Genomic DNA, 22364 nt, shown 5'->3' with positions numbered 1-22364 from the left:
TATGTGAAATATTACTGACGTGCCCATGAGACACCCCGGACCGCAGACGCCCCCGTCCCTGGACGCCGTGATCGTCGGCGCCGGAGTGGTCGGCGCCGCGTGCGCGTACTACGCGACCCGCGCCGGCCTCTCCGTCGCGGTCGTCGACCGCGGACCCGTCGCCGGCGGCACCACCGGTGCCGGCGAGGGGAACCTCCTCGTCTCCGACAAGGAGGCGGGCCCCGAGCTCGACCTCGCCCGGCTGTCGATCCGGTTGTGGCGGGAACTCGCCGAGGCCCTGCCACCGGAGGACGCGATCGAGTACGAGCCCAAGGGCGGTCTCGTCATCGCACCCGACGAGACCGCCCTCACCGCTCTCCACGCCTTCGCCCGCGGTCAGCGCCGCGCCGGCGTCACGGCGCACGAGGTCCCCGCCGACGCGCTGCACGCACTCGAACCGCACCTGGCGCCCGGCCTCGCCGGCGGTGTCCACTACCCCGCCGACGCCCAGGTCCAGCCCGCCCGGGCGGCCGCCGCCCTGCTGCGCGCCGCCCGCCGCGCCGGCGCCCTGCTGCGGCTCGGCGAGGAGGTGACCGCCGTCCTCACCACCCCCGGCGGCGCCGTCCGCGGCGTCCGCACGGCGCGCGGCGACCTCCACGCCCCCGCCGTCGTCAACGCCGCCGGCACCTGGGGCGGCCGGTTCGCCGCCCTCGCCGGCACCCACCTGCCCGTCCTGCCCCGCCGCGGCTTCGTCCTCGTCACCGAGCCGCTCCCGCCGGGCACCGTCCGCCACAAGGTGTACGCCGCCGACTACGTCACCGACGTCGCGAGCGACTCCGCCGCCCTGCAGTCGTCGGCGGTGGTCGAGAGCACCCCGGCGGGACCGGTCCTCATCGGCGCCACCCGGGAACGCGTCGGCTTCGACCGCACCCTGTCCACCCCGGCCCTGCGCCGTCTCGCCGCCCAGGCGACGGCGCTGTTCCCGGCCCTGGCGGACGTCCACGCGATCCGCGCGTACTGCGGCTTCCGGCCCTACCTGCCCGACCACCTCCCCGCCGTCGGGCCCGACCCGCGCGTCCCCGGGCTCCACCACGCCTGCGGTCACGAGGGCGCCGGCATCGGCCTCGCCCCGGCGACCGGGCTCCTCGTCACCGCGGCGCTCACCGGCGCCCCGCCGCCCCTGGACCCGGCCCCGTTCCGCCCGGACCGCTTCCCGCCCCCGGACGGCCCGCCCCCGCAGGCCCCGCCCGCGCACGGCGGCCCGTCCCAGCACGCGGCGCCCCGGCAGGCCGGACCGCCCCCGCCGGACGGCGCCCCGTGACGCCGCGCCCGGCACCCCCGCCCGCGCGGCACCGGCCCCCGCCCGAACCGCCCCCACCGGCCGGTCCGCCCGGACCTCCCCCGCCGGACCTCCCCGCCCCGATCCTCCGGTCCCCGCAGCGAACCGCCCCCGCGCACCTCCCCAGGAGCCGCCCCATGGCCCGCGCCCCGCGCGACCCGCTCGGCCTCGTCCGCGCCGAGCCCACGGAGTCGTACCCCTTCACCTTCGACGGCCGTCCCCTGACCGCGCTCCCCGGGCAGAGCCTCGCCGCCGCCCTGTGGGCGGCCGGGATCCTGTCGTGGCGCACCACCCGCGGCGCCGGCGCCCCGCGCGGCGCCTTCTGCGGGATCGGCACCTGCCACGACTGCCTCGCCACCGTCAACGGCCGCCCCAACCAGCGCGCCTGCCTCGTACCGGTACGCCCCGGGGACGCCGTCACCACCCAGGAGGGGACCGGCCGTGACACCCCCCGCTGACGTCGCCGTCGTCGGGGCCGGGCCCGCCGGGCTCGCCGCCGCCGTCACCGCCGCCGACCTCGGCCTGCGCGTCACCCTGCTCGACGCGGGCGAGCGGCCGGGCGGCCAGTACTACCGCCACCCCGCGCCCGGCCTCGGCGCCACCCGCCCGCAGGCCCTCCACCACGGCTGGCGCCGCTTCTCCACCCGGGCCCGCCGCCTGGACGCCCACCGGAGGACCGGCCGGATCACCTGGCTCGCCGCCCACCACGTGTGGACGGTCGTACGCGACGCCGACACCACCTGGCGGCTGCACGCCGTCGCCGGACCCGAGGGCGCGCCGGCCACGGTGACCGCCCGTGCGGTCCTCCTCGCCACCGGCGCGTTCGAGCGCCAACTCCCCTTCCCCGGCTGGACCCTGCCCGGCGTCGTGGGCGCGGGCGGCGCCCAGGCCATGCTCAAGTCCGGCCTCGTCCTGCCCGGCACAGGGGCATCCCCTGCCGCAGGGCAGCCGAGAGCTCGGGGACGTGTCGTCGTCGCCGGCAGCGGACCCCTGCTGCTCGCCGTCGCCGGATCGCTCGCCGCCGCCGGCGCGCGCGTGCCGGCCGTCGTCGAGGCCGCCGACTACACCGCGTACGCCCGAGACCTGCCCACCCTGCTGCGCAACCCCGGCAAGCTCGTCGAGGGCGCCCGGCAGGGCGGGGCCCTCCTGCGCGGCGCGACCCGCCTGCTCACCCGGCACGCCGTCACCGCGGCCCACGGCACCGACCGCGTCGAGGCCGTCACCGTCACGCGCCTCGACCGGGCGTGGCGGCCCGTCCCCGGCACCTCCCGCCGCGTCCCGTGCGACGCGCTCGCCGTCGGCCACGGCCTCGTCCCCCAACTGGAACTCGCCACCGGCCTCGGCTGCGCCACCCGCCGCACCGCCGACGGCACGCCCGCGCTCGAGCTCGACGCCGACCAGGCCACGTCCGTGCCCGGTGTCTTCGCCGCGGGGGAGACCGGCGGCGTCGGCGGCGCCGACCTCGCCCTCACCGAGGGCGAGATCGCCGCCGCGGCCCTGGCCCACGCCCTGCGCGGCACCCCGCGCGACCCGCGCCGCACCGCCGTCCTCGCCCGGCGCCGGGCCCGCCTGCGCGCCTTCGCCGACGTGATGGCCGCCGCGCACCGCCCCGGCGCCGGCTGGGCCGACCGGCTCGACGGCGCCACGGAGGTCTGCCGCTGCGAGGAGGTGACCGTCGCGCAGGTCCGCGAGGCCGTGGCCGAGCTCGGGGCCCGCGACGCCCGCACCGTCAAGCTGCTCACCCGCGCCGGCATGGGCTGGTGCCAGGGCCGCGTCTGCGGCCAGGCCGTCGCCCACCTCGCGGGCGGGCCGCCGGCACCCGACCGGCGCCCGCTCTCCTGCCCCGTACCCCTCGGACACCTGGCCGCCCTGCCCGACCCGTCCGACCCGTCCGACCCATCCGACCCGTCCGACCCGTCCGACGCGCCCCCGCCGGGGGCGGCCGGGCGGGACGAGCACCCCACCACCTGACGAGGAGCCTTTCCATGACCCGCACCAAGCCCTGGCACGGCATCATGGTCGCCACCGCGCTGCCCCTGCGCGACGACCTCTCCGTCGACTACGACGCCTACGCCGCGCACGTCGCCCGCCTGATCGCCGACGGCTGCGACGGCGTCGTCCCCAACGGCTCGCTCGGCGAGTACCAGACCCTCACCGACGACGAGCGCGCCCGCGTCGTCCGCGTCGCCGTCGAGGCGGCCGGCGACGGCGCGCGCGTCATGCCCGGCGTGTCCGCCTACGGCGCCGCCGAGGCCCGCCGCTGGGCCGAGCAGGCCGCCGAGGAGGGGTGCGGCTCCGTCCTCCTCCTGCCGCCCAACGCCTACCGCGCCGACGACGCGACCGTCCGCGCCCACTACGCCGAGGTCGCCCGCGCCGGCGTCCCCGTCGTCGCGTACAACAACCCCCATGACACCAAGGTCGACCTCGGCCCCGGGCTGCTCGCCCGGATGCACGCCGACGGGCACGTCGTCGCCGTCAAGGAGTTCAGCGGCGACGTCCGCCGCGCCTACGAGCTCGCCGAGCTCGCCCCCGAACTCGACCTCCTCGTCGGTGCCGACGACGTCCTCCTGGAGCTCGCCCTCGCCGGCGCCGTCGGCTGGATCGCCGGCTACCCCAACGCCCTGCCCGGCGCCTGCGCCGCCCTCTACCGGGCGGCCCTCGCCCAGGACCTGGACCTCGCCCTGCCGCTCTACCGCGCCCTGCACCCGCTGCTGCGCTGGGACTCCAGGACCGAGTTCGTCCAGGCCATCAAGTTGTCGATGGACATCGCCGGCCGCCCCGGCGGCCCCACCCGCCCGCCGCGCTCCCCGCTCACCGAGGCGCAGACCGCCGCCGTCCGCGCCGCCACCGAGAAGGCCCTCGCCGAGGGCCTCGACTGACCGCCGGAGGTCCCGCCGATGCGTACCCGACACGTCTTCCACGCCGTCGACTCGCACACCGAGGGCATGCCCACCCGGGTGGTCACCGGCGGCGTCGGCGTCCTCCCCGGCGCCACCATGGCCGAGCGCCGCCGCCACCTGGTCGAGGAGCTCGACCACCTCCGCACCCTCCTGATGTACGAGCCGCGCGGCCACGCCGCGATGAGCGGCGCCCTCCTGCAGCCGCCCACCCGCCCCGACGCCGACTACGGGGTGCTGTACATCGAGGTGTCCGGCGCCCTGCCCATGTGCGGCCACGGCACGATCGGCGTCGCGACCGTCCTCGTCGAGACGGGCATGGTCGCCGTCACCGAACCCGTCACCACCGTCCGGCTGGACACCCCCGCCGGGCTCGTCACCGTGGACGTCCACGTGGAGGACGGCGCCGCGAAGGCCGTCACCCTCACCAACGTTCCCGCGTTCTCCGTCGCCCTCGACCGCGAGGTGGAGGTCCCCGGCCACGGCACGGTCCGCTACGACCTCGCGTACGGCGGGAACTTCTACGCCTTCGTCGACCTCGACCGGCTCGGCCTGCCCTTCGACCGGGCCCGCCGCGAGGACCTCCTCGCGGCCGGCCTCGCCGTCATGCGCGCCGTGAACGCCACCGACCGCCCGGTCCACCCGGAGGACCCCGCCATCGGCGGCCTCAAACACGTGTACCTGGCCGCCCCCGGCTCCGACGCGGCGCACTCGCGGCACGCCATGGCGATCCACCCGGGCTGGTTCGACCGCTCGCCCTGCGGCACCGGCACGTCCGCGCGCATGGCACAGCTCCACGCGCGCGGCGCGCTGCCGCTCGGCCGGGACTTCGTCAACGAGTCGTTCATCGGCACCCGGTTCACCGGGCGGCTCGTCGGCGAGACCACCGTCGGCGGTCTGCCCGCCGTCGTCCCCACCGTCACGGGACGGGCGTGGATCACCGGCACGGCCCAGTACTTCCTGGACCCCGACGATCCCTTCCCCGCGGGTTTCCTACTCTGAGGTGCCCGCGAAACGAACCCACGCACCACAGCAGCCCCGGAGGTAGACCCATGGGTGGCCATCTGAAGCAACCCCACCTCATCACCGCGCAGGAGCGCCTGCGCGACCAGGTGGCCCACGCCCTGCGCGCCGCCCTCATCTCCGGTGAGCTCCAGCCGGGGCTGGTCTACTCGGCCCCGGCCCTCGCGGCGGACTTCGGCATCTCCGCCACCCCCGTGCGCGAGGCGATGCTCGACCTGGCCCGCGAGGGCCTGGTCGAGCCCGTCCGCAACAAGGGCTTCCGCGTCACCGAGGTCAGCGAGCACGACCTCGACCAGTACACCGAGCTGCGCGCGCTGATCGAGGTGCCGACGGTCGGCGCCGTCACCCGCTCCGCCGCCCCCGAGCAACTGGAGGCCCTGCGGCCGGTCGCCGAGGAGATCGTGGCGTCGGCCCGCGACCACGACCTCATCGGCTACCTGGACGCCGACCGGCGCTTCCACCTCTCCCTGCTGGCATTGCACGGCAACGACCGGCTGGTGGAGACCGTCGGCGACCTGCGCAAGCGGTCCCGGCTGTACGGCCTGACCGCACTGGACGAGCGCGGCATGCTCGTCGCCTCCGCCCGCGAGCACCTGGAGCTCCTCGACCTGATGCTCGCCGGGGACGCCCCGGGGGCGGAGGAGTGCATGGCCCGGCACCTCGGCCACGTGCGGTCCCTGTGGGCGGCGGAGGACCGCTGACCCGCCCGGGCCCCGGACGAAGCCGGCGGGGGCCCGGCCCGGCGGTGACGGCCACCAGGGCCTGCCTTTCGGACCGTGCCGGGGTCGTGGCGTCCGGCACCGCGTCTCACCGCGTCGTCGTCGGTCGGCCACGTTCCGCAGTCGCTCCCCCCTCCGCCTTGCGATCCACGGCACCGGACGCCGCTCCCGGATCCGGCTTGGTCCACAGGACAGGACCTAGCCGTGGAGCGCGCCGAGCCCCGGCAGGAACGTGACCAGCAGGGGCGCGGCGGGGACGAGCGCGGCGGTGACCGTGAGCCGCAGCCGCTGCCAGGGGGTGAGCCTGGGTGCCGCCGCCAGCAGCCGGTCGACGCGCTGCCGTGCCGGCGACAACGGGGTGGGGCAGGGCCCGAACACCCCGCGGTGCTCGTTCAGTTCGACCAGGGCCAGGGCGATGGCCAGCCGGCCGTGGCGGCGCGAGGCGCTGTCGTCGGCGGCCAGTTCCACCAGCCGGTGCACCTCGTCGCGGAAGGTGGTGAAGACCCGTACGCCCGGGAAGCCGTTGGCGAGCGCCCCCGAGCAGTGCAGCAACCAGTCGTGGCGGGCGCGGGCGTGGCCCCGCTCGTGGGCGAGGACGGCGTCCAGCCGGCTGCCGTCCAGCCGCCGCAGCGCCGCGGTGGTGACGACCAGCCGGGGCCGGCCGCCCGGGAGCCACGCCGCGTGCGGGCGCGGGTCCTCCAGCACGGTGAGGCGCGGACCGCCCGTCGCGGCCTCCCCGGGCAGCAGGGGCGCGCGGTGCCGCAGTCCGGCCCGCAGGTGCCGGCGGCGGGCGCGGGCCCCGAGGACCTCGCGGGCGAGCATGGCGGCCGTCCAGGCGCCGCCGACGGCGAGCAGCGAGGCCGTCGCCGCCGCCCACGCGTCACCGGTGCCGAGGCCGTACGCCGCCGGGACGGAGCCGGGGGCGGGGGAGAAGAGGGGGACGCGGACCGTGTGCCAGGCGGCCGCCGCGCTCAGCGTCATCGACAGGGCGCAGCACAGCAGCACCGCCGCCACCACGCACTGCCACACCCACAGCGCGACGACGGGTTCCCGGTCCAGCCACCGGGCGCGGGCGAGGGCGCGGGGCCCGGCGGCGGCGATCAGCACGCCGAGGGCGAGCAGGGCGACGGCGACGGCCATGGCTCAGCGGCCCCGTTCCGTCAGCCCGTACAGGTGCCCGTCACTGCCGGCGATCTGCGCCCACCGGCTGCCCGCCCGCCAGGGCGCCTCCTGCGGCTCCACGACGAACTCCACGCCCCGGGCGCGCAGGTCGGCACAGGTCGTGTCGAGGTCGTCGCAGTCGAACCAGCCGTGCGTCATCCGGCCCGCACGTGCGTGCAGCACCTCCAGCAGGGCCGGTTCGACGGCGGCGAGCGCCACGCAGGTGTGCGCGTGCGGCGGCCGGACCTCCACCCAGCGCCGGCCGTCCCCGTACGGGACGTCGGCGGCGAGCTCGAAGCCGAGCGTCCGCGTGAGGAAGTCCCGGGTCCGCTCCACGTCGGTGACGTAGAGCACGGCCAGGCGCGGGTTGGTGATCATCGGGGGGCCCTTTCCTCGGCGTCGTACTCAGCGGCCGGACAGGTGCGTGGGGGAGGAGCCGGGGACGCGGCTCCTCGGGGGCGCGGCGGTGGACGCGCCCACCGAGGGCGCGGCGGTCAGCGGGGGGCGCCGCCGCCGCACCCCCCGTCCGTGCGTGGTGCTGGGCGCGTCGAACGCCGCGGGGCGCCCGCCGCGCACCGCCGCCGCGACGACCCGGGGACGCAGGAACACCGCCGGGGTGGCGCGCAGGTGGGCCAGTTCGAGCGTGGCGGTGGCGGCGGCCCGGTCGACGGAGGCGGCCAGGGCCACCCGGTCGAGGTAGCGCCGGGCGAGCCGCGCGGCCGGGCCCGGGGGGTCGACGTCGGCGACCGCACAGGGGAAGGCGAGGTCCGTGGCGGTCGCGGCCCGCCAGGCCCCGGCCACCTGCCGGGCCAGCGCGTGACGGAGCCGGTAGGCGACGCCGACCGTGCTGCCGTGGCTGCGCAGCATGGCGTCGAGGAGGACGGCGCACTGCGCGGCGACGGTCAGCCCCTGCCCGTGGACGGGGTGGAACACGGCCAGCGCGTCACCCATGACGACGAACTGGTCGGGCAGGCGCCGTGTCCACTCGTAGCGCCGCCACCGGTTCTCGGTGCGGTTGGACCGGTAGACCGGTCCGAGGGGCGTGGCGCTCTCCACGACCTCCCGCAGCAGCGGGTGGCGCAGCCGCCCCAGGGCGACCAGGAAGTCGGCGTGCCCGGACGGGGCGTGGGCCGCCCCGTTCTCGGCGTACGAGACCATCCACTTCCCGCCGGCCAACGGGGTGAGGGCCCCGTGCCGCGGGTTGTCGGGCGTGGCGGTCAGCAGCAGGCCCTTCCAGTCGTCGACGTGGCCGACGGGTGGGGCGTACACCGCGGTGGCGTAGCTCGCGCCCGCGTCGACGACGGACTCCCGGGGCGGTTCGTACCCGAGTTCGCGCAGCCACTGCGGGGTGGCCGAGGCGTATCCGGAGGCGTCCACGACGAACTCGGCGCGCAACAGCCGCCGCACGCCGGTGGGGCCGGTGTCGTCGCCGGCCCGGCGCAGGACCACACCGGTGACGGTGTCGTTGCGGCCGCCCTCCAGGCCGACCACCTCGTGCTGCTGGAGGAAGCGGACCTTCCGGTCGGCGTGCAGCCGGTTGCGGACCACCGTGTCGAGGACGTCGCGGGAGCCGGTCAGCACGGACAGGCCGCTGTCGAAGCGGGGCAGCCAGCCGCCCGGCCCGTACAGCAGGACGTCCCTCGGGACGCGGACGACGCTCATGCCCGCGGCGACGAGTTCCCCGGTGACGCCGGGGAAGAGCTGTTCCAGGGCGCGCAGCCCGGTGTCGGTCAGGGTGTGGGTGTGGCGGGACTGGGACACGCCGGGGCGCCACCGCGGGCCGCGGGGCAGCCGGTCGCGTTCGATGACCGTGACGCGGTCCATGTGGTCCACGAGCGCCCGTGCCGCGGTCAGTCCGGCGAATCCGGACCCGATGACCACGGCGTGGCCGTCACCGGTGTCGGGGCCGCGCGAAGTGGGGTCGAGGCTCATGTGCTGGCCCTCCTGGGTGCGTGGGAAGCATCGGGCTCCGCTCGCGGAACTGGTCCGGCGCCCCGCGTGGGGGCGCCGGCGCCGCGGGCCGTGCGGGCCGGCGGCCGTGCGGGCGAGGCGGCCTTCGGGACGGGGCGGCCGCGCGGGCCGGTGGCGCCGGTGGTGGCCGCGCCGGCCGCGGCGTCCCGCCGGTCCGGTCGGCGGGACGCCTCCGGACCGGCGGGAGGGGTGGTGCTAGTGGCCGTGGCCGCTGGTGAGTTCCCGGTACTCCTCCGCGGTCACCTTCGGGATCTGGTTGCCCTCGCCGAAGTAGCCCTTGGAGAGCCTGGCCCGCAGCTTCTCCTTGCGGGTGGGCTTGCGCTCCACGCCGTTCTCGTCGACCACCGGGCCGAGCGCCGCGACCGTGTACTGCTCGTGTGCGGTGAGCCGGTGCAGCTGGGCCTGGCTGAGCGCCTCGTGGACCTCGACGAACTCGCCGTGCGGCAGCCGCTTGATGATGCCCGTCTCACGGCCGTGCAGGACCTTGTCGCGGTCGCGGCGCTGGAGGCCCAGGCAGATCCGCTTCGTGACGATGAACACCAGGGGTGGCACCACGAAGAACCCGATCCGCACGAACCAGGTGATCGCGTTGATGGAGAGGTGGAAGTAGGTGGCGATGATGTCGTTGCCACCGCCGATCATCAGCACGAAGTACCAGCTGATCCACGCCGCGCCGAAGGCCGTCCGCGTGGGGACGTTGCGGGGCCGGTCCAGGAGGTGGTGCTCGCGCTTGTCACCGGTCAGCCACGACTCGAAGAACGGGTACACCGCGAGGACGCCCGGCACGATCACGAGCAGCAGCATCGGGATGAGCACGCCGAAGTTGAGGGTGTGCCCGGTCGGCAGCACCCACTCCCAGGCGGGCATGGCCCGGACGGCTCCCTCGGTGAAGCCCATGTACCAGTCGGGCTGCGCGCCGGTCGACACGTGGTCCGGCCGGTAGGGGCCGACCGCCCACACGGGGTTGATGGTGAACGCGCCGGCGATGACCGCGATGACGCCGAAGACCAGGAAGAAGAAGCCACCGGCCTTCGCCATGTACACCGGCATGAACGGCATGCCGACGACGTTCTTGTTGGTGCGCCCCGCCCCCGCGTACTGCGTGTGCTTGTGGTGGAAGACGAGGATCAGGTGGGCCACCACGAGGGCCAGCATGATGCCCGGCAGCAGCAGGATGTGGATCGCGTAGAAGCGGGGGATGATGTCGGTCCCCGGGAACTCCCCGCCGAAGACGAACATCTGGAGGTACGTCCCGACCACCGGCACGGCGAGGATCGCGCCCTCGACGAACCGCACGCCGGTGCCGGAGAGCAGGTCGTCGGGGAGCGAGTAGCCGGTGAAGCCGGTGAACATGCCCAGGACGAACAGCAGGAAGCCGAACAGCCAGTTGACCTCGCGCGGCTTGCGGAACGCGCCGGTGAAGAAGACGCGCATCATGTGCACGAACATGCCGGCGAGGAAGATCAGCGCCGCCCAGTGGTGTATCTGCCGGATCAGCAGACCGCCGCGGACGTCGAAGCTGATGTCCAGGGTCGAGGCGTACGCCTCGGTCATCCGCACACCCTGCATCGGCACGTACGAGCCGTGGTACACGATCTCGTTCATGCTCGGGTGGAAGAAGAGCGTCAGGTACACGCCCGTCAGGATGATGATGATGAAGCTGTAGAGGCAGACCTCACCCAACATGAAGGACCAGTGGTCCGGGAAGATCTTCCGCATGTTGGTCTTGGCCAGGGAGTAGATCCCCAGCCGTCCGTCCGCCCAGTCGGCGACCCGCTCACCGGCGGGTGCCTTCCCCCGGCGGGGTTGTTCCGTGGTGGTACTCATCCGCGCTCCCAGAAGGTTGTCGACACCGGCCCGCGGCGGGCACCGCGGGGCCGGCAGGGCCGAAGTACACGGGTCAGCCCGAGGCGTTCCGCCGTTCCACCGTCGCCCGGTAGCGGGTGGTCACCGCCACGAGCGTCGCGGTCTTGTCCCGGTCGGGACGCCTCACCATGGCCCGTTCGGCCCGGTCCATGTCCCGGTTGGCCTGCACGATCGCCGTGGTGGCGGGACGCCGCGCCGCCTCGTAGCGGTCCAGCGCGGTGACCGGGTCACCGTGCGCGGCGAGCTCGGCGGCGAGCGCCGCGGCGTCGAGGACGGCCTGCGAGGCGCCGTTCGCCCCGATGGGGTACATCGGGTGGGCGGCGTCGCCGAGCAGCGTCACCCGGCCCTCGCCCCACCGCGGCAGCGGTTCGCGGTCGACCATCGGGTAGCGCAGGATGTGCTCGCTGCGGGCGAGCACCTCGCGCAGGTCGAGCCACGGGAAGTCCCAGTGCGCCAGGTGGGGGAGGACGTCGTCGATCCCGCCCGGCAGGGTCGGGGAGCCGGCGCCGGCCGGGTTCCCGCCCGTCGGGTCCTGGACCAGGCACACCCAGTTCAGCAGGGCCTTGCCCCGCTCCGCGTGCCGGGCCGAGACCGGGTAGGCGACCAGTCGGGTGGCCTGCTCGTCGGAGGCCACGATCATGGTGCGGCCGTCGAGGAAGCCGTCCAGCTCGGCCAGTCCCCGCCACATCTGCACCCCGCCGGTGGACAGCGGAGGTCCGTCCGGGTGGAGCCCGGCGCGCACCGCGGAGTGCAGCCCGTCGGCACCGACGAGCACCGGCGCCTCCAGCACGGGTCCGTCGGCGCCGCCCCGGCCCTGGACGCGGGCCCGGACACCGCCGTCGACGTGCTCGAACCCGGTGAGCCGGGTGCCGGTGCGCACGGCGTCGGCGCCGAGCCGGTCGCGGACGGCGGCGAGCAGCATCATCTGCAGGTCGCCGCGGTGGATGGAGTACTGCGGGCACGGGTGGCCGGCGGCCACGCCGCGCGGCTCGTTCCACAGGGTCGCGCCCAGGTGGTCGACGTAGAGGTGCTCGCGGGTGGCGATGCCGGTGGCCGCCAGCTCGCCGCCGAGGCCGAGGGCGGTGAGTTCGGCGATGGCGGCCGGCTGGATGTTGATGCCGACGCCGAGCGGCCGGATCTCCTCGGCGGCCTCCAGCACGGTCGCGCGGATGCCGCGGGCGTGCAGCGCCAGGGCGGCCGTGAGCCCCCCGATGCCGGCCCCGGCGATCAGTATGTCTGCTGTGGAGGTTGCCATGGTGACGTGTGCGCTCCCTGCGGTTCGGTTCGTGGAACGTGGGGACGGCGGAGCGTCGACATGGGTACGCCCCGCTGAACGGGATCAGCGGGGCGTACCCATGTCGTCCCGTAGCCCTGTGCGCTGGTGAGCCCGGCGTGCGGAAGGAAGAGGTCGTGGTGCGGGCGTGACGGGTGATCCAGGCTAGCAGTCGGGACATCCTCGGCGCGGGTGTGCAAAGTGCCTAACTCTGCACACCCGCAAGGGTGTTGCATGTCACGCGGGGCCGCAGGACAGTGTCCGTGACGGTGTCGGACGGCGGTCACGGCGCGGTCCGTTCCCGACCCGGCGCGCTCGCGGCGGCCTCGCCCGGCAGCAGTGCGGGGCGGACGGGCGGAACCGGCGCAGTCACCCGGTCGAGGCCCGGCGGGGTCTCCCGGCCGGCGTTGGCCACCACCACCGCGATGTACGGCAGGACCACGCTCAACACCAGTGCCACCACGGCGACGTACCGCTCCGTGTTCCACAGGGCGGCCGCCACGACGACGGAGACCGTGCGCAGTGACATCGAGATCACGTAACGGCGTTGCCTGCCGCGTACGTCCTCGGCGAGGCCCTGGCGGGCCTGCGTGATCCGAAACACCTGCTTCTGCTTGCCGTTGCGCTTCCGCGACACCGTCTCCCCCGCCCCGACTCGTGCGCCGGGGCCGATTCCCCCGGACCGGATCTCCACGCCACGCTACGCCCGCGGGACCCCGTGTTCGAGGGTCGGCGGGGGGCGTGCAAGTGAGGAAAGTACTCAGTTGCACACCTCCGGTACGACACGGCGGAACGCCGTCTCCACGATGCCGGCGAGGTCGTCGGCGCGGATGCCCCAGACGGCCTGGCTGACGGCGCCCCAGGCACGGCAGCTGCGCAGCGCGTACTCGCGGATCTGCGGCGCGTCCTCGCGCCGCACCGCGTCGACGTCCCGGCCCTGCAGGAAGTGGCCCAGCCCGAGCAGCGTCAGGTCCCAGCCCGCGCCGTTCGCGACGGCGCCGGCCGGTCCGCGCGTGCGCAGCAGCTCGTCGGCGACCTCGGCGCGGGAGGCGTGGCGCAGCTCCAGCAGCGTGCCGCCCGCCGGGTCCTCCGTGAGCCGCACCGCGACCTCGGTGACGGACCCCTGCCCGTACTCCCACGTCGCCCGCAGCAGCCGCGGCCGGTCGCAGTGCAGCACCCTGCCGCGGGTGTGCTCCGCGACCTGGAAGACGCCCCCGACCCGTAGGTCCCCGCTGACCGGTGCGAGCCAGCGCCGGATCCTGGCCGGATCCGTACAGGCGCTCCACACCTCGTCGACCGGGGCGTCGTAGCTCCTGCGGAGCACGAGCGAGCGCCCCTCGCCCGCTCCCACCGGGCCGTCGCTGATCTCCCGGTGGGCGGCGTTGATCTGGTCGAGGATTCCGCTCACAGCTCTTTCCCGTCGTTCGTCCGCGGCCCGCCGCCACCCGGCGGCGCCGCGGCTCCGTCCCCGTCGAGGCGCTCGCGCCGGCCCCGGACGAGTTCGGTACCGAGCGCGTCGAGGCGCTGCTCCCAGAACCGGCGGAAGTGGCCGAGCCAGTCGTCGACCTCCCGCAGGCGGTCGGGCGACACGGCGTAACGGCGGCGCGTGCCCTCGGGGTTCACGGTGGCGAAACCGGTCTCCCGCAGGACCCGCAGGTGGTGGGAGACGGCGGGCTGGGAGATGCCGAACTCCCCGCGGATGGCCGTGCCGAGCTCCCCGGCCGACTGCTCGTCCCAGGCCAGCAGCTCCAGGATGCGCCGTCGCACCGGGTCGGCGAGGACCTCGAAGGCGTGCACGGCCTCAAAATATTGGCCGCCGCTTATGTAAGAGAAGGTTGAATCAAGACAAGTCGCCGACCGCCCGGACCCCCCGGGGGTGCCCGGGTCCCCGCCCCCGGACCGTCCGGACCGCCCGGGAACGTCCGGTGATCGCCGTTTTTCCCGGCGGCCCCCACCCGCCCGACCAGCGGGGGCGGGCGAACCGGACGGTAGGAAGAGGGATTGTGACCGCGAACGTCCTTGACTAGCGTTCTCGCGTGAAGTCAACGACGTGACTGACGAGCCTGACGAGACCGACGAGCCCACGGGGGGGCGACGCGTGCCGACCGTCGGTCGACGCATGCGGCTTCGGCGACGGTTCACCACCCGGTACACCTGCCGGCAGGAGCGGGTTCCGGGCGCCGTACCGCCGGCGGGGCGAGCACACCTCCGTGGAACAGAGCACCCCACCGTCCGAGCCGCCCGGGCAGAGCCCGGGCGGGCAGTCGAGGGAACCACCGAGGAAGTTGCCGCCCGTGACACTCCACCACGCACTCCCGCCGGACCGGATCGCGGAGAACCCCCTCCTCGACGCGCCCGAACGGCTCCGCGACCTCCCCTGCGAGGTCGTCTCCATCGACGAGCTCATGCCGTCGCTCGCACCGCGCGAACAGCGCGAGGACCCGTCCCACGTCCGCCTCCTCGCGGAGACCGGCGGCACCTGCGACCCGCTGCTCGTGCACCGGGCCACCATGCGGGTGATCGACGGGGCGCACCGGTTACGCGCCGCCGTCATGCGGGGCCGGACGGCGGTCGAGGTCCAGTTCTTCGACGGTACCGAGGAGGACGCCTTCGTCCTCGCCGTCCAACTCAACGTCCGGCACGGACTGCCGCTCACCCTCGACGAGCGCAAGGCCGCCGCCGCCCGCGTCATCCGCTCCCACCCGCACTGGTCGGACCGCGTCCTGGCGCAGCGCACCGGCCTCAGCCCCAAGACCGTGGGCAAGGTCCGCGCACGGGCCGGCGAGTACGACGGGGGGCCCGCCCGGCGCGTCGGCGGCGACGGGCGGGTACGGCCCCTCAGCAGCGTCGACGGGCGGCGCAGCGCCGCCGTCCTGCTCGCCGAGCACCCGGGGATGTCCCTGCGCGAGGTGGCCCGCAGGACGGGCCTGGCGGTGGGGACGGTACGGGACGTCAGGGAACGCCTCGTCAAGGGCCGCGACGTCGTGCCCGACCGGTTGCGCGGCCCGGAGGAACGGCGCGGGGACACGGCGCCGCCACCCGCCCGGACGCCCCCCGGCGGAACCCCGTCCGGCGGTGCCGGACCCACCGGCGCGCCGGCCGGCGGCTCGTCCGTCGGTACGCCCCCGACGGCCGTACCGAGAACCGGCGTGCGGTCGGCGGTGGCGCGGCCGCCGGCCGACCAGACGGGCCGGGCGCGGGGCGAGGCCCGCGGCGCCCCGTTCGACCCCGCCACCGCCGTGCGCAAGCTCGCGCGGGACCCGGCGCTGCGCGCGACCGAGTCCGGCCGGCAGCTGCTGCGGATGCTCCTGGCGACCGAGCTGGCCCAACCCCGGTGGGAGGAGATCGCCGAGGCGGTCCCCGCCCACTGCGTGCCGCTCGTCCGCGAGGTGCTCCTCAGGCGCTGCGAAGAGCTGAGGAAACTCGCCGAGTCGGTGCCGACCGACCCGGATTCCCCACGGTGAACGCTTTCGCATTTCCGCGCGGCAGTTGAACCCGGGGAAATCCGGTTCATGTGCGCAGCCACAGCCTTGACACGCACGGGGCGTTCGTAAAAGCTAAGGACCGTAGCGGCTCGGGAAGCCGCCTCGGGGGATTGCAGAAAAGCGTCGACGATCCGAACGGCGGGCGGGCCGGGAAACGGCCCGCCGTCATTCGGCCCGCCGCATTTCCCGCCGCGCTCGCGGTCGAGGACCGGAATGCCGCGGGCCGTGTCCCGCGTGCCGTCGGCGCGCGCACCCCGCGAGGCGTTCCCGCCCGTGCCCCTTCCCGCCACACCAGCCACGTGCAGTCGGAGGCCAGTCATGTCCAGCAGTGCTCACTTCCCGGGGACCGCCGAGGACGCGGAGCTCAGGAAGGTCAACCGGGCCACGGTCGAGACCTACATGAACACCCGGGGTGAGGACCGCCTGCGGCGTCACCTGCTCTTCACGGAGGACGGTGTCGGCGGCCTGTGGACCAACGACACCGGACAGCCGATCGCCATCCGCGGCCGCGACCGCCTCGGTGAGCACGCGGTCTGGTCGCTGAAGTGCTTTCCGGACTGGGAATGGACGAACATCGAGATCTTCGAGACGCAGGACCCGAACTTCTTCTGGGTCGAGTGCGACGGAGTCGGCGCCATTCGCTTCCCCGGTTATCCCGAGGGTCGGTACGAGAACCATTTCCTGCACTCCTTCCTCCTGGAGAACGGGAAGATCAAGCTGCAGCGGGAGTTCATGAACCCGTTCGAGCAGTTGCGCGCCCTCGGAATTCCCGTACCCGAGATCAAGCGCGAGGGAATACCGACCTGACGGCGGTACGCCCGCCCCGCGTCGCACCGCCGCGCACCGCCGACGAGAACCCGCCCACCAGTCGCTCGCCCCCGACCGATGGAGAACCGTGGAGCACGTCATGCCCGAGATCGGGACGGCCACCGCGCCGCAGCAGCCCCAGTGGAGCGACACCGGCCAGGTCGAGCGCGTCGGAGAGGTGCTGGCGTCCCGCCCCCCGCTCGTCCGCGAGGCGGACGTGCGCACCCTGCGCGCGCTCCTCGCGGACGCGGCGGAGGGCCGGACCCTCGTCGTGCAGGCCGGCGACTGCGCCGAGGACCCCGAGGAGTGCACCCCGCGGCACGTCGCCCGCAAGAGCGCCGCCCTCGACATCATGGCCGGGGCGCTGCGGATGCGCGCCCACGCGCCGGTGCTCCGCGTGGGCCGCATCGGCGGCCAGTTCGCCAAACCGCGCTCCAACGGCACGGAACGCGTCGGCGACCTCACCCTGCCGGTCTTCCGCGGCCACATGGTGAACGGCCCCGAGCCGACGGCGGACGGCCGGCGGCCCGACCCGCTGCGCATCCTCACCGGGTACATGGCGGCGAGCGACATCATGGACCACCTCGGCTGGCGCGGCCCCAACGGTCGCCCCGCGGTCGACGCGCCCGTGTGGACCAGCCACGAGGCACTGCTCCTCGCCTACGAGATGCCCATGCTCCGGCGCGGCGCCGCGGGGACGCTGTACCTGGGCTCCACGCACTGGCCGTGGATCGGGGAGCGGACCCGCCGCGCGGACGGCCCGCACGTCGCCCTCCTGGCCGCGGTGGCCAACCCCGTCGCGTGCAAGATCGGCCCGTCGACGTCACCGGACGAACTCGTCGCCCTGTGCGGGCGGTTGGACCCGGAACGCGAGCCGGGCCGCCTCACCCTCATCGCACGGATGGGTGCCGACCTCGTCGCCGACCGACTGCCGCGGCTCGTCGAGACCGTCAGGGCGGCGGGGCACCCGGCCCTGTGGCTCTGCGACCCGATGCACGGCAACACCGTCACGACCCCGGAGGGCCGCAAGACCCGCCTCGTCGGGGCCCTCCGGCGGGAGGTGCGCGACTTCGTCGGCGCGGTACGGGCCGCCGGCGGCGTCCCCGCCGGACTGCACCTGGAGACGACCCCCGACGACGTCACCGAGTGCGCGGCCGACACGGCGGACCTCGCCCGGGTCGGTGACCGGTACACCTCCCACTGCGACCCGCGGCTGACGGTGGAGCAGGCGACCTCGGTGATCTCCGCCTGGGACGCCTGACGCCGAACCCGACGCGACCCCACACCACACCACCCGACCGGGTGCCGCCACCCGGCGACCCGTTCGGACGCCAGGTTCCGAGGCCCGACCGGGCGCCGACCCGAGGGACCCCCGACCCCCGACCCGAGGGACCCCCGACCCCCGACCCTCGGCCCCCGGGTGCCGCACCCCCGGCCCTGCGTGCCCCGGCCCTGCCCGGACCTCTTCAGGCGACCCCTCCAGGCGACCCCTCCGCGCGACCTGACCAGGAGAGAAGACCATGCCCGGTATCCCGGCCATCGAGCCCTACCCCCTGCCCACGGCGGGCGAACTCCCGGCCAACACCGCCCGCTGGACCCTCGACCCCGCCCGCGCCGTCGTCCTCGTCCACGACATGCAGCGGTACTTCCTCGCGCCCCTGCCGGCCACCCTGCGCGCCGAGGTGGTGGCGAACGCCGCCCAGGTCCGCGACCGCGCCGCCGCCCTCGGCGTCCCGGTCGCCTACACCACCCAGCGGGGCGACATGAGCGACGAGGTGCGCGGTCTGCTCAAGGACTTCTGGGGGCCCGGCATGCGCGCCACCCCCGAGGACCGCCGGGTCGTCGACGCGCTCGCGCCCGCCCCCGGCGACTGGATGCTCGACAAGCTCCGCTACAGCGCCTTCTTCCGCTCCGGCCTGCTGGAGCGCATGCGCGCGGAAGGCCGCGACCAGCTCGTCCTGTGCGGCGTGTACGCGCACGTCGGCGTCCTCATGACGGCCGTCGACGCCTTCACCCACGACATCCGCACGTTCCTCGTCGGGGACGCCGTCGCCGACTTCGACGCGGCCCACCACCGGATGGCGCTCACCTACGCAGCCGGCCGCTGCGCGGTCGTCCTGGCCTCGAAGGAGGTGTTCGCGTGACCGGCCCGCACGCCGCGCCGCCGCCGCGGCCGACCACCGCCGAACTGCTCGACGCCGTCCTCGGGGAGCGGCCGCCCGCCTTCGCGCTGCTCCACCGGCCGGAGGCGAACGGCCCGGGGGCCCTGGACGTCCTCGTCGGTGACGTCACCCCGGTGGCGGACCTGGCCCACATCCCGCTCCCCGGCTCCGGTTCCGGTCCCGCCTGCGACCCCGGGCACGGCCACGGCGGCACGGCGTCGGCGCAGCCCGGGCCGCGCCACGACGTGCTCGTCCTCGTCCCGTACCGGCAGATCCGCGAGCGCGGCTTCGACTGCGTCGACGACGGCGCGCCGCTGCTCGCGATGACGGTGCGAGACCAGCGGTCGGTGCCGACCGCGGAGGTCCTCGACCGTTTCCCGGACGTGCCCGTGACCGTCTCCGGCGGTCACTTCGACGTGGCCGACGACGACTACGCCGAGACCGTGCGCCGGGTGGTCAAGGAGGAGATCGGCGAGGGCGAGGGCGCCAACTTCGTCATCAAGCGGTCCTTCGTCACCGACATCGACGACTACACGCCCCGCAGCGCCCTGACGTTCTTCCGGCGCCTGCTGGAGGTGGAGTCGAACGCGTACTGGACGTTCGTCGTCCACACCGGCACGCGGACGTTCGTCGGCGCCACCCCGGAGCGCCACCTCACCCTGTCCGGCGGCGTCGCCACGATGAACCCCATCAGCGGCACCTACCGCTACCCGCCGTCCGGACCGACCCTGCCCGGGGTGATGGACTTCCTCGCCGACCGCAAGGAGTCCGACGAGCTCTACATGGTCCTCGACGAGGAGCTCAAGATGATGGCGCGCATCTGCGAGCCGGGCGTCCGCGTCGTCGGGCCGCGGCTCAAGGAGATGGCGCGGCTCGCCCACACCGAGTACGTCATCGAGGGCACCTGCGACGGCGACGTCCGGGACGTGCTCCGCGAGACGATGTTCGCGCCCACCGTCACGGGCAGCCCCCTGGAGAGCGCCTGCCGGGTCATCGGGCGGCACGAGCGGGGCGGCCGCGGCTACTACAGCGGTGTCCTCGCCCTCGTCGGCCGCGACGCGGCGGACCGCCGCACCCTCGACTCGGCGATCCTCATCCGCACCGCCGACATCGACGCGGCCGGCCGGGCCCGCATCGGCGTCGGCGCCACCCTCGTCCGCCACTCCGACCCGCTCTCCGAGGTCGCCGAGACCCGCGCCAAGGTCTCCGGGCTCCTCGCCGCGCTGTCCGGCGGCGGCCCGGCCCGGCTCGCCGACCACCCGGACGTCCGCGGCGCGCTGGAGCGGCGCAACGCCACCATCGCGGCCTTCTGGCTCGGCACGGACACGACCGCCGGCGCGGCCCCCGAGGGCGCCGCGCCCGCGCCCACCGCCGCGCCCGCCCCCTCGACCCGAGCCGCCACGGCCACCCCGGCCGGGCCCGCCGCCTCCTCCACCGCCGGCCCCGCCACGGGGTCCGCCGCCACCGGCCCGATGCGCCACGCGGCCCGCCTCGTCGGCCGCAAGACCCTCGTCGTCGACGCCGAGGACACCTTCACCTCGATGCTCGACCACCAACTCCGCACGCTGGGAACGGCGGTGACGGTGTGCCGCTGGGACGCCGTCCCGCCGCTCGACGGGTACGACCTCGTCGTCCTCGGCCCCGGCCCCGGCGACCCGCGCGCCGCCGGCCACCCGAAGATCGCCGCCCTGGACGCCGCGGCCGGGGCGCTGCTCGCGGCGCGGCGCCCGTTCCTGGCGGTCTGCCTCAGCCACCAGGTCCTCGCCACCCGCCTCGGCTTCCCGATCCGCCGCCGCGCCACGCCCAACCAGGGCCTGCAGAAGCGGATCGACCTGTTCGGCACTGCCGAGCGCGTCGGGTTCTACAACACCTTCGCCGCGCGCGCCGAGGCGGAGACCCGGCAGGTCGACGGCGTCGGTCCGGTACAGGTCTGCCGCGACCCGGAGACCGGCGAGGTCCACGCGCTGCGCGGGCCGCGCTTCTCCTCGATCCAGTTCCACGCGGAGTCGGTGCTCACCCAGAACGGGCCGCGCATCCTCGGCTCCCTCATCGAAAGGGCGATGACCTGATGACGTCTGCCGGCGTGCTCGGCACGACCCACCGGTACGTGGTGATCGACGCGTTCACCGACACCCCCCTGCGGGGCAACCCCGTCGCCGTCTTCTTCGACGCCGACGACATCCCCGCCGAGCGGATGCAGAGCATCGCCCAGGAGATGAACCTCTCCGAGGTGACCTTCGTCCTCGCGCCGAAGCGGGGCGGCGACGCCCACATCCGCATCTTCACCCCCGTCAACGAACTGCCGTTCGCCGGCCATCCGCTCCTCGGCACCGCCGTCGCGCTCGGTGAGGCCCACCCGGGGGACCGGCTCCGCCTGGAGACGGCGATGGGCGTCATCGCCTTCGAGCTGGAACGGCCCGCCGGGGGAGCGCTGACGGCCCGGATGGAGCAGCCGATCCCCACCTGGCGGGAGTTCGACCGCACCGAGGAACTGCTGGCCGCCCTCGGCGTGCCCGTACCGGAGCTGCCCGTCGAGATCTACACCAACGGCCCGCGGCACGTCTTCGTCGGGCTGGGGAGCGTCGAGGCGCTGTCACGCGTCGACCCCGACCACCGGGCGCTGGCCGCCTTCCCGGACATGGCGACCAACTGCTTCGCCGGCTCGGGGACGACCTGGCGCACCCGGATGTTCTCCCCGGCCTACGGCGTCACCGAGGACGCCGCGACCGGCTCGGCGGCGGGCCCGCTCGCCGTCCACCTCGCCCGCCACGGCCGCGCCGCGTACGGCCGCTGGATCGACGTCCACCAGGGCGTCGAGATGGGCCGGCACGCCCTGATGCGCGCCTTCGCGGAGGGCGAGGGGGACCGCGTGACCTCGGTGCGCGTCGCCGGGGCCGGCGTGCCCTTCGCACGCGGCACGATCCACGTCTGACCGACCACCGTCGCCCTGGGGGAGAAGTGAGCAGCCAGTTCGAGAGCCTGACCGGAGCGGTCGACGACCCGTTCCCGGAGTACGACGCGCCGCCCGGCGAACCGATGGGGCTGGTGCGGGCGTGGGTTTCCGGTGCCGTGGAGGCGGGGGTGCGCGAGCCGCTCGCCCTCGCCCTCGCCACGGCCGACGCCCGGGGCCGCGCCTCCAACCGGACCGTCGCCGTCCTCGACGTCTTCGCCGAGGGCCTGCTCTTCACCAGCCACAGCACCAGCCGCAAGGGCCGCGAGATCGCCGGGACGGGGTGGGCGTCGGGGCTCTTCTACTGGCGCGAGACGGGCCGGCAGCTGATCGTCTCCGGCCCGGTGGACGTCCTGGACGGCGCCGAGGCGGACCGGCTGTGGGCGGCGCGGCCCGTACCGCTGCACGCGATGTCGACGGCGTCCCGGCAGAGCGACCCGCTCACCGACGTCGAGGGTCTGCGCCGTGAGGCCGACCGGCTGGCCGCGGACGGCTCGCCGCTGCCGCGACCCGAGCGGTTCGTCGGATACCGGCTGCGGCCGGAAGCGGTCGAGTTCTGGTGCGCCGCCGCCGACCGGCTGCACCGGCGGCTGCGCTACGACAGCGCCCCGGCCGGCTGGCGGGCCGTACGGCTCCAGCCGTGAACGCCCCCGACCCGCGGACGGCCGGCGCACGGGCCACCGCGGGACGAGCGCACCGCCCGCGCGGGAGCGGTCCGCGGACATACGGCCC

21 protein-coding genes are annotated in these 22364 nt (G+C 75.2%); 13 read left to right on the top strand and 8 right to left on the bottom strand.

The window, feature by feature from the left end:
- The first annotated feature begins 25 nt into the window (after window positions 1-25).
- From ACF053_RS20445 to ACF053_RS20420, 6 genes are all read left to right on the top strand, one after another.
- Window positions 26-1300: an NAD(P)/FAD-dependent oxidoreductase gene (locus ACF053_RS20445; RefSeq protein WP_391955195.1), complete on the top strand. Its 1275-nt coding sequence runs from the start codon at window positions 26-28 to the stop codon at window positions 1298-1300.
- Window positions 1301-1455: 155 nt separating this feature from the next.
- Complete coding sequence (locus tag ACF053_RS20440; RefSeq protein ID WP_391955194.1) at window positions 1456-1776, top strand: (2Fe-2S)-binding protein; 321 nt, start codon at window positions 1456-1458, stop codon at window positions 1774-1776.
- Complete coding sequence (locus tag ACF053_RS20435; protein ID WP_391955193.1) at window positions 1760-3289, top strand: FAD-dependent oxidoreductase; 1530 nt, start codon at window positions 1760-1762, stop codon at window positions 3287-3289. Before ACF053_RS20440 ends, ACF053_RS20435 begins: the two co-directional genes overlap by 17 nt.
- Window positions 3290-3303: 14 nt before the next feature.
- Window positions 3304-4197 carry a dihydrodipicolinate synthase family protein gene (locus ACF053_RS20430; protein ID WP_391955192.1) on the top strand — a complete coding sequence of 298 codons (894 nt, stop codon included), beginning with the start codon at window positions 3304-3306 and terminating at the stop codon, window positions 4195-4197.
- Between the two features lie 18 nt (window positions 4198-4215).
- Window positions 4216-5217 (top strand): proline racemase family protein, encoded by a 1002-nt coding sequence (locus ACF053_RS20425; protein WP_391955191.1) that lies wholly within the window; start codon window positions 4216-4218, stop codon window positions 5215-5217.
- Between the two features lie 50 nt (window positions 5218-5267).
- Window positions 5268-5939: a GntR family transcriptional regulator gene (locus ACF053_RS20420; RefSeq protein ID WP_391955190.1), complete on the top strand. Its 672-nt coding sequence runs from the start codon at window positions 5268-5270 to the stop codon at window positions 5937-5939.
- Between the two features lie 216 nt (window positions 5940-6155).
- Here ACF053_RS20420 and ACF053_RS20415 read toward each other — a convergent pair whose 3' ends face one another.
- From ACF053_RS20415 to ACF053_RS20380, 8 genes are all read right to left on the bottom strand, one after another.
- Window positions 6156-7097, bottom strand: coding sequence for a M56 family metallopeptidase (locus ACF053_RS20415; RefSeq protein ID WP_391955189.1), 942 nt, complete (start codon window positions 7095-7097; stop codon window positions 6156-6158).
- Between the two features lie 3 nt (window positions 7098-7100).
- The gene (locus ACF053_RS20410; RefSeq protein ID WP_391955188.1) at window positions 7101-7496 is read right to left on the bottom strand and encodes a VOC family protein; all 396 of its coding nucleotides are present in this window, start codon (window positions 7494-7496) and stop codon (window positions 7101-7103) included.
- A gap of 27 nt (window positions 7497-7523) precedes the next feature.
- Window positions 7524-9050, bottom strand: coding sequence for an FAD-dependent oxidoreductase (locus ACF053_RS20405; protein WP_391955187.1), 1527 nt, complete (start codon window positions 9048-9050; stop codon window positions 7524-7526).
- Window positions 9051-9284: 234 nt separating this feature from the next.
- Entirely contained in the window at window positions 9285-10916 is a 1632-nt protein-coding gene (gene qcrB, locus ACF053_RS20400) for a cytochrome bc1 complex cytochrome b subunit (RefSeq protein WP_058941426.1), read from the bottom strand.
- A 73-nt stretch (window positions 10917-10989) separates the two neighbouring features.
- Complete coding sequence (locus ACF053_RS20395) at window positions 10990-12210, bottom strand: FAD-dependent monooxygenase (protein WP_391955186.1); 1221 nt, start codon at window positions 12208-12210, stop codon at window positions 10990-10992.
- A gap of 301 nt (window positions 12211-12511) precedes the next feature.
- The gene (locus ACF053_RS20390) at window positions 12512-12865 is read right to left on the bottom strand and encodes a DUF3099 domain-containing protein (RefSeq protein ID WP_058941424.1); all 354 of its coding nucleotides are present in this window, start codon (window positions 12863-12865) and stop codon (window positions 12512-12514) included.
- Window positions 12866-12988: 123 nt separating this feature from the next.
- Window positions 12989-13636: an SRPBCC family protein gene (locus ACF053_RS20385; protein WP_058941423.1), complete on the bottom strand. Its 648-nt coding sequence runs from the start codon at window positions 13634-13636 to the stop codon at window positions 12989-12991.
- On the bottom strand, window positions 13633-14025 hold the full coding sequence (locus ACF053_RS20380; RefSeq protein WP_391955185.1) for an ArsR/SmtB family transcription factor: 393 nt from the start codon (window positions 14023-14025) through the stop codon (window positions 13633-13635). Before ACF053_RS20380 ends, ACF053_RS20385 begins: the two co-directional genes overlap by 4 nt.
- A 497-nt stretch (window positions 14026-14522) precedes the next feature.
- Here ACF053_RS20380 and ACF053_RS20375 point away from each other — a divergent pair, with 497 nt between their 5' ends.
- The 7 genes from ACF053_RS20375 (at window position 14523) to phzG (ending at window position 22276) form a co-directional block, all read left to right on the top strand.
- A complete protein-coding gene (locus tag ACF053_RS20375; RefSeq protein WP_391955184.1) occupies window positions 14523-15692 on the top strand; it encodes a ParB N-terminal domain-containing protein in 1170 nt (389 codons plus the stop codon).
- A 339-nt stretch (window positions 15693-16031) separates the two neighbouring features.
- Window positions 16032-16520 (top strand): PhzA/PhzB family protein, encoded by a 489-nt coding sequence (locus tag ACF053_RS20370; protein WP_391955183.1) that lies wholly within the window; start codon window positions 16032-16034, stop codon window positions 16518-16520.
- An 88-nt stretch (window positions 16521-16608) separates the two neighbouring features.
- Window positions 16609-17781, top strand: a complete 1173-nt coding sequence (locus ACF053_RS20365) for a 3-deoxy-7-phosphoheptulonate synthase (RefSeq protein WP_391955182.1) — start codon at window positions 16609-16611, stop codon at window positions 17779-17781.
- Window positions 17782-18040: 259 nt separating this feature from the next.
- The gene (locus tag ACF053_RS20360) at window positions 18041-18664 is read left to right on the top strand and encodes an isochorismatase family protein (protein WP_391955181.1); all 624 of its coding nucleotides are present in this window, start codon (window positions 18041-18043) and stop codon (window positions 18662-18664) included.
- Window positions 18661-20751 carry an anthranilate synthase family protein gene (locus ACF053_RS20355; RefSeq protein ID WP_391955180.1) on the top strand — a complete coding sequence of 697 codons (2091 nt, stop codon included), beginning with the start codon at window positions 18661-18663 and terminating at the stop codon, window positions 20749-20751. Before ACF053_RS20360 ends, ACF053_RS20355 begins: the two co-directional genes overlap by 4 nt.
- Window positions 20751-21614 (top strand): PhzF family phenazine biosynthesis protein, encoded by an 864-nt coding sequence (locus ACF053_RS20350; RefSeq protein WP_391955179.1) that lies wholly within the window; start codon window positions 20751-20753, stop codon window positions 21612-21614. The genes ACF053_RS20355 and ACF053_RS20350 overlap by 1 nt, the downstream gene beginning before the upstream one ends.
- A gap of 26 nt (window positions 21615-21640) precedes the next feature.
- Window positions 21641-22276, top strand: a complete 636-nt coding sequence (gene phzG, locus ACF053_RS20345; protein ID WP_391955178.1) for a phenazine biosynthesis FMN-dependent oxidase PhzG — start codon at window positions 21641-21643, stop codon at window positions 22274-22276.
- Window positions 22277-22364: the final 88 nt, after the last annotated feature.

The organism is Streptomyces kanasensis, from assembly GCF_043077165.1.
Taxonomy (GTDB): Bacteria; Actinomycetota; Actinomycetes; order Streptomycetales; family Streptomycetaceae; genus Streptomyces; species Streptomyces changanensis.
This window is presented reverse-complemented; position numbering and strand designations above follow the sequence as displayed.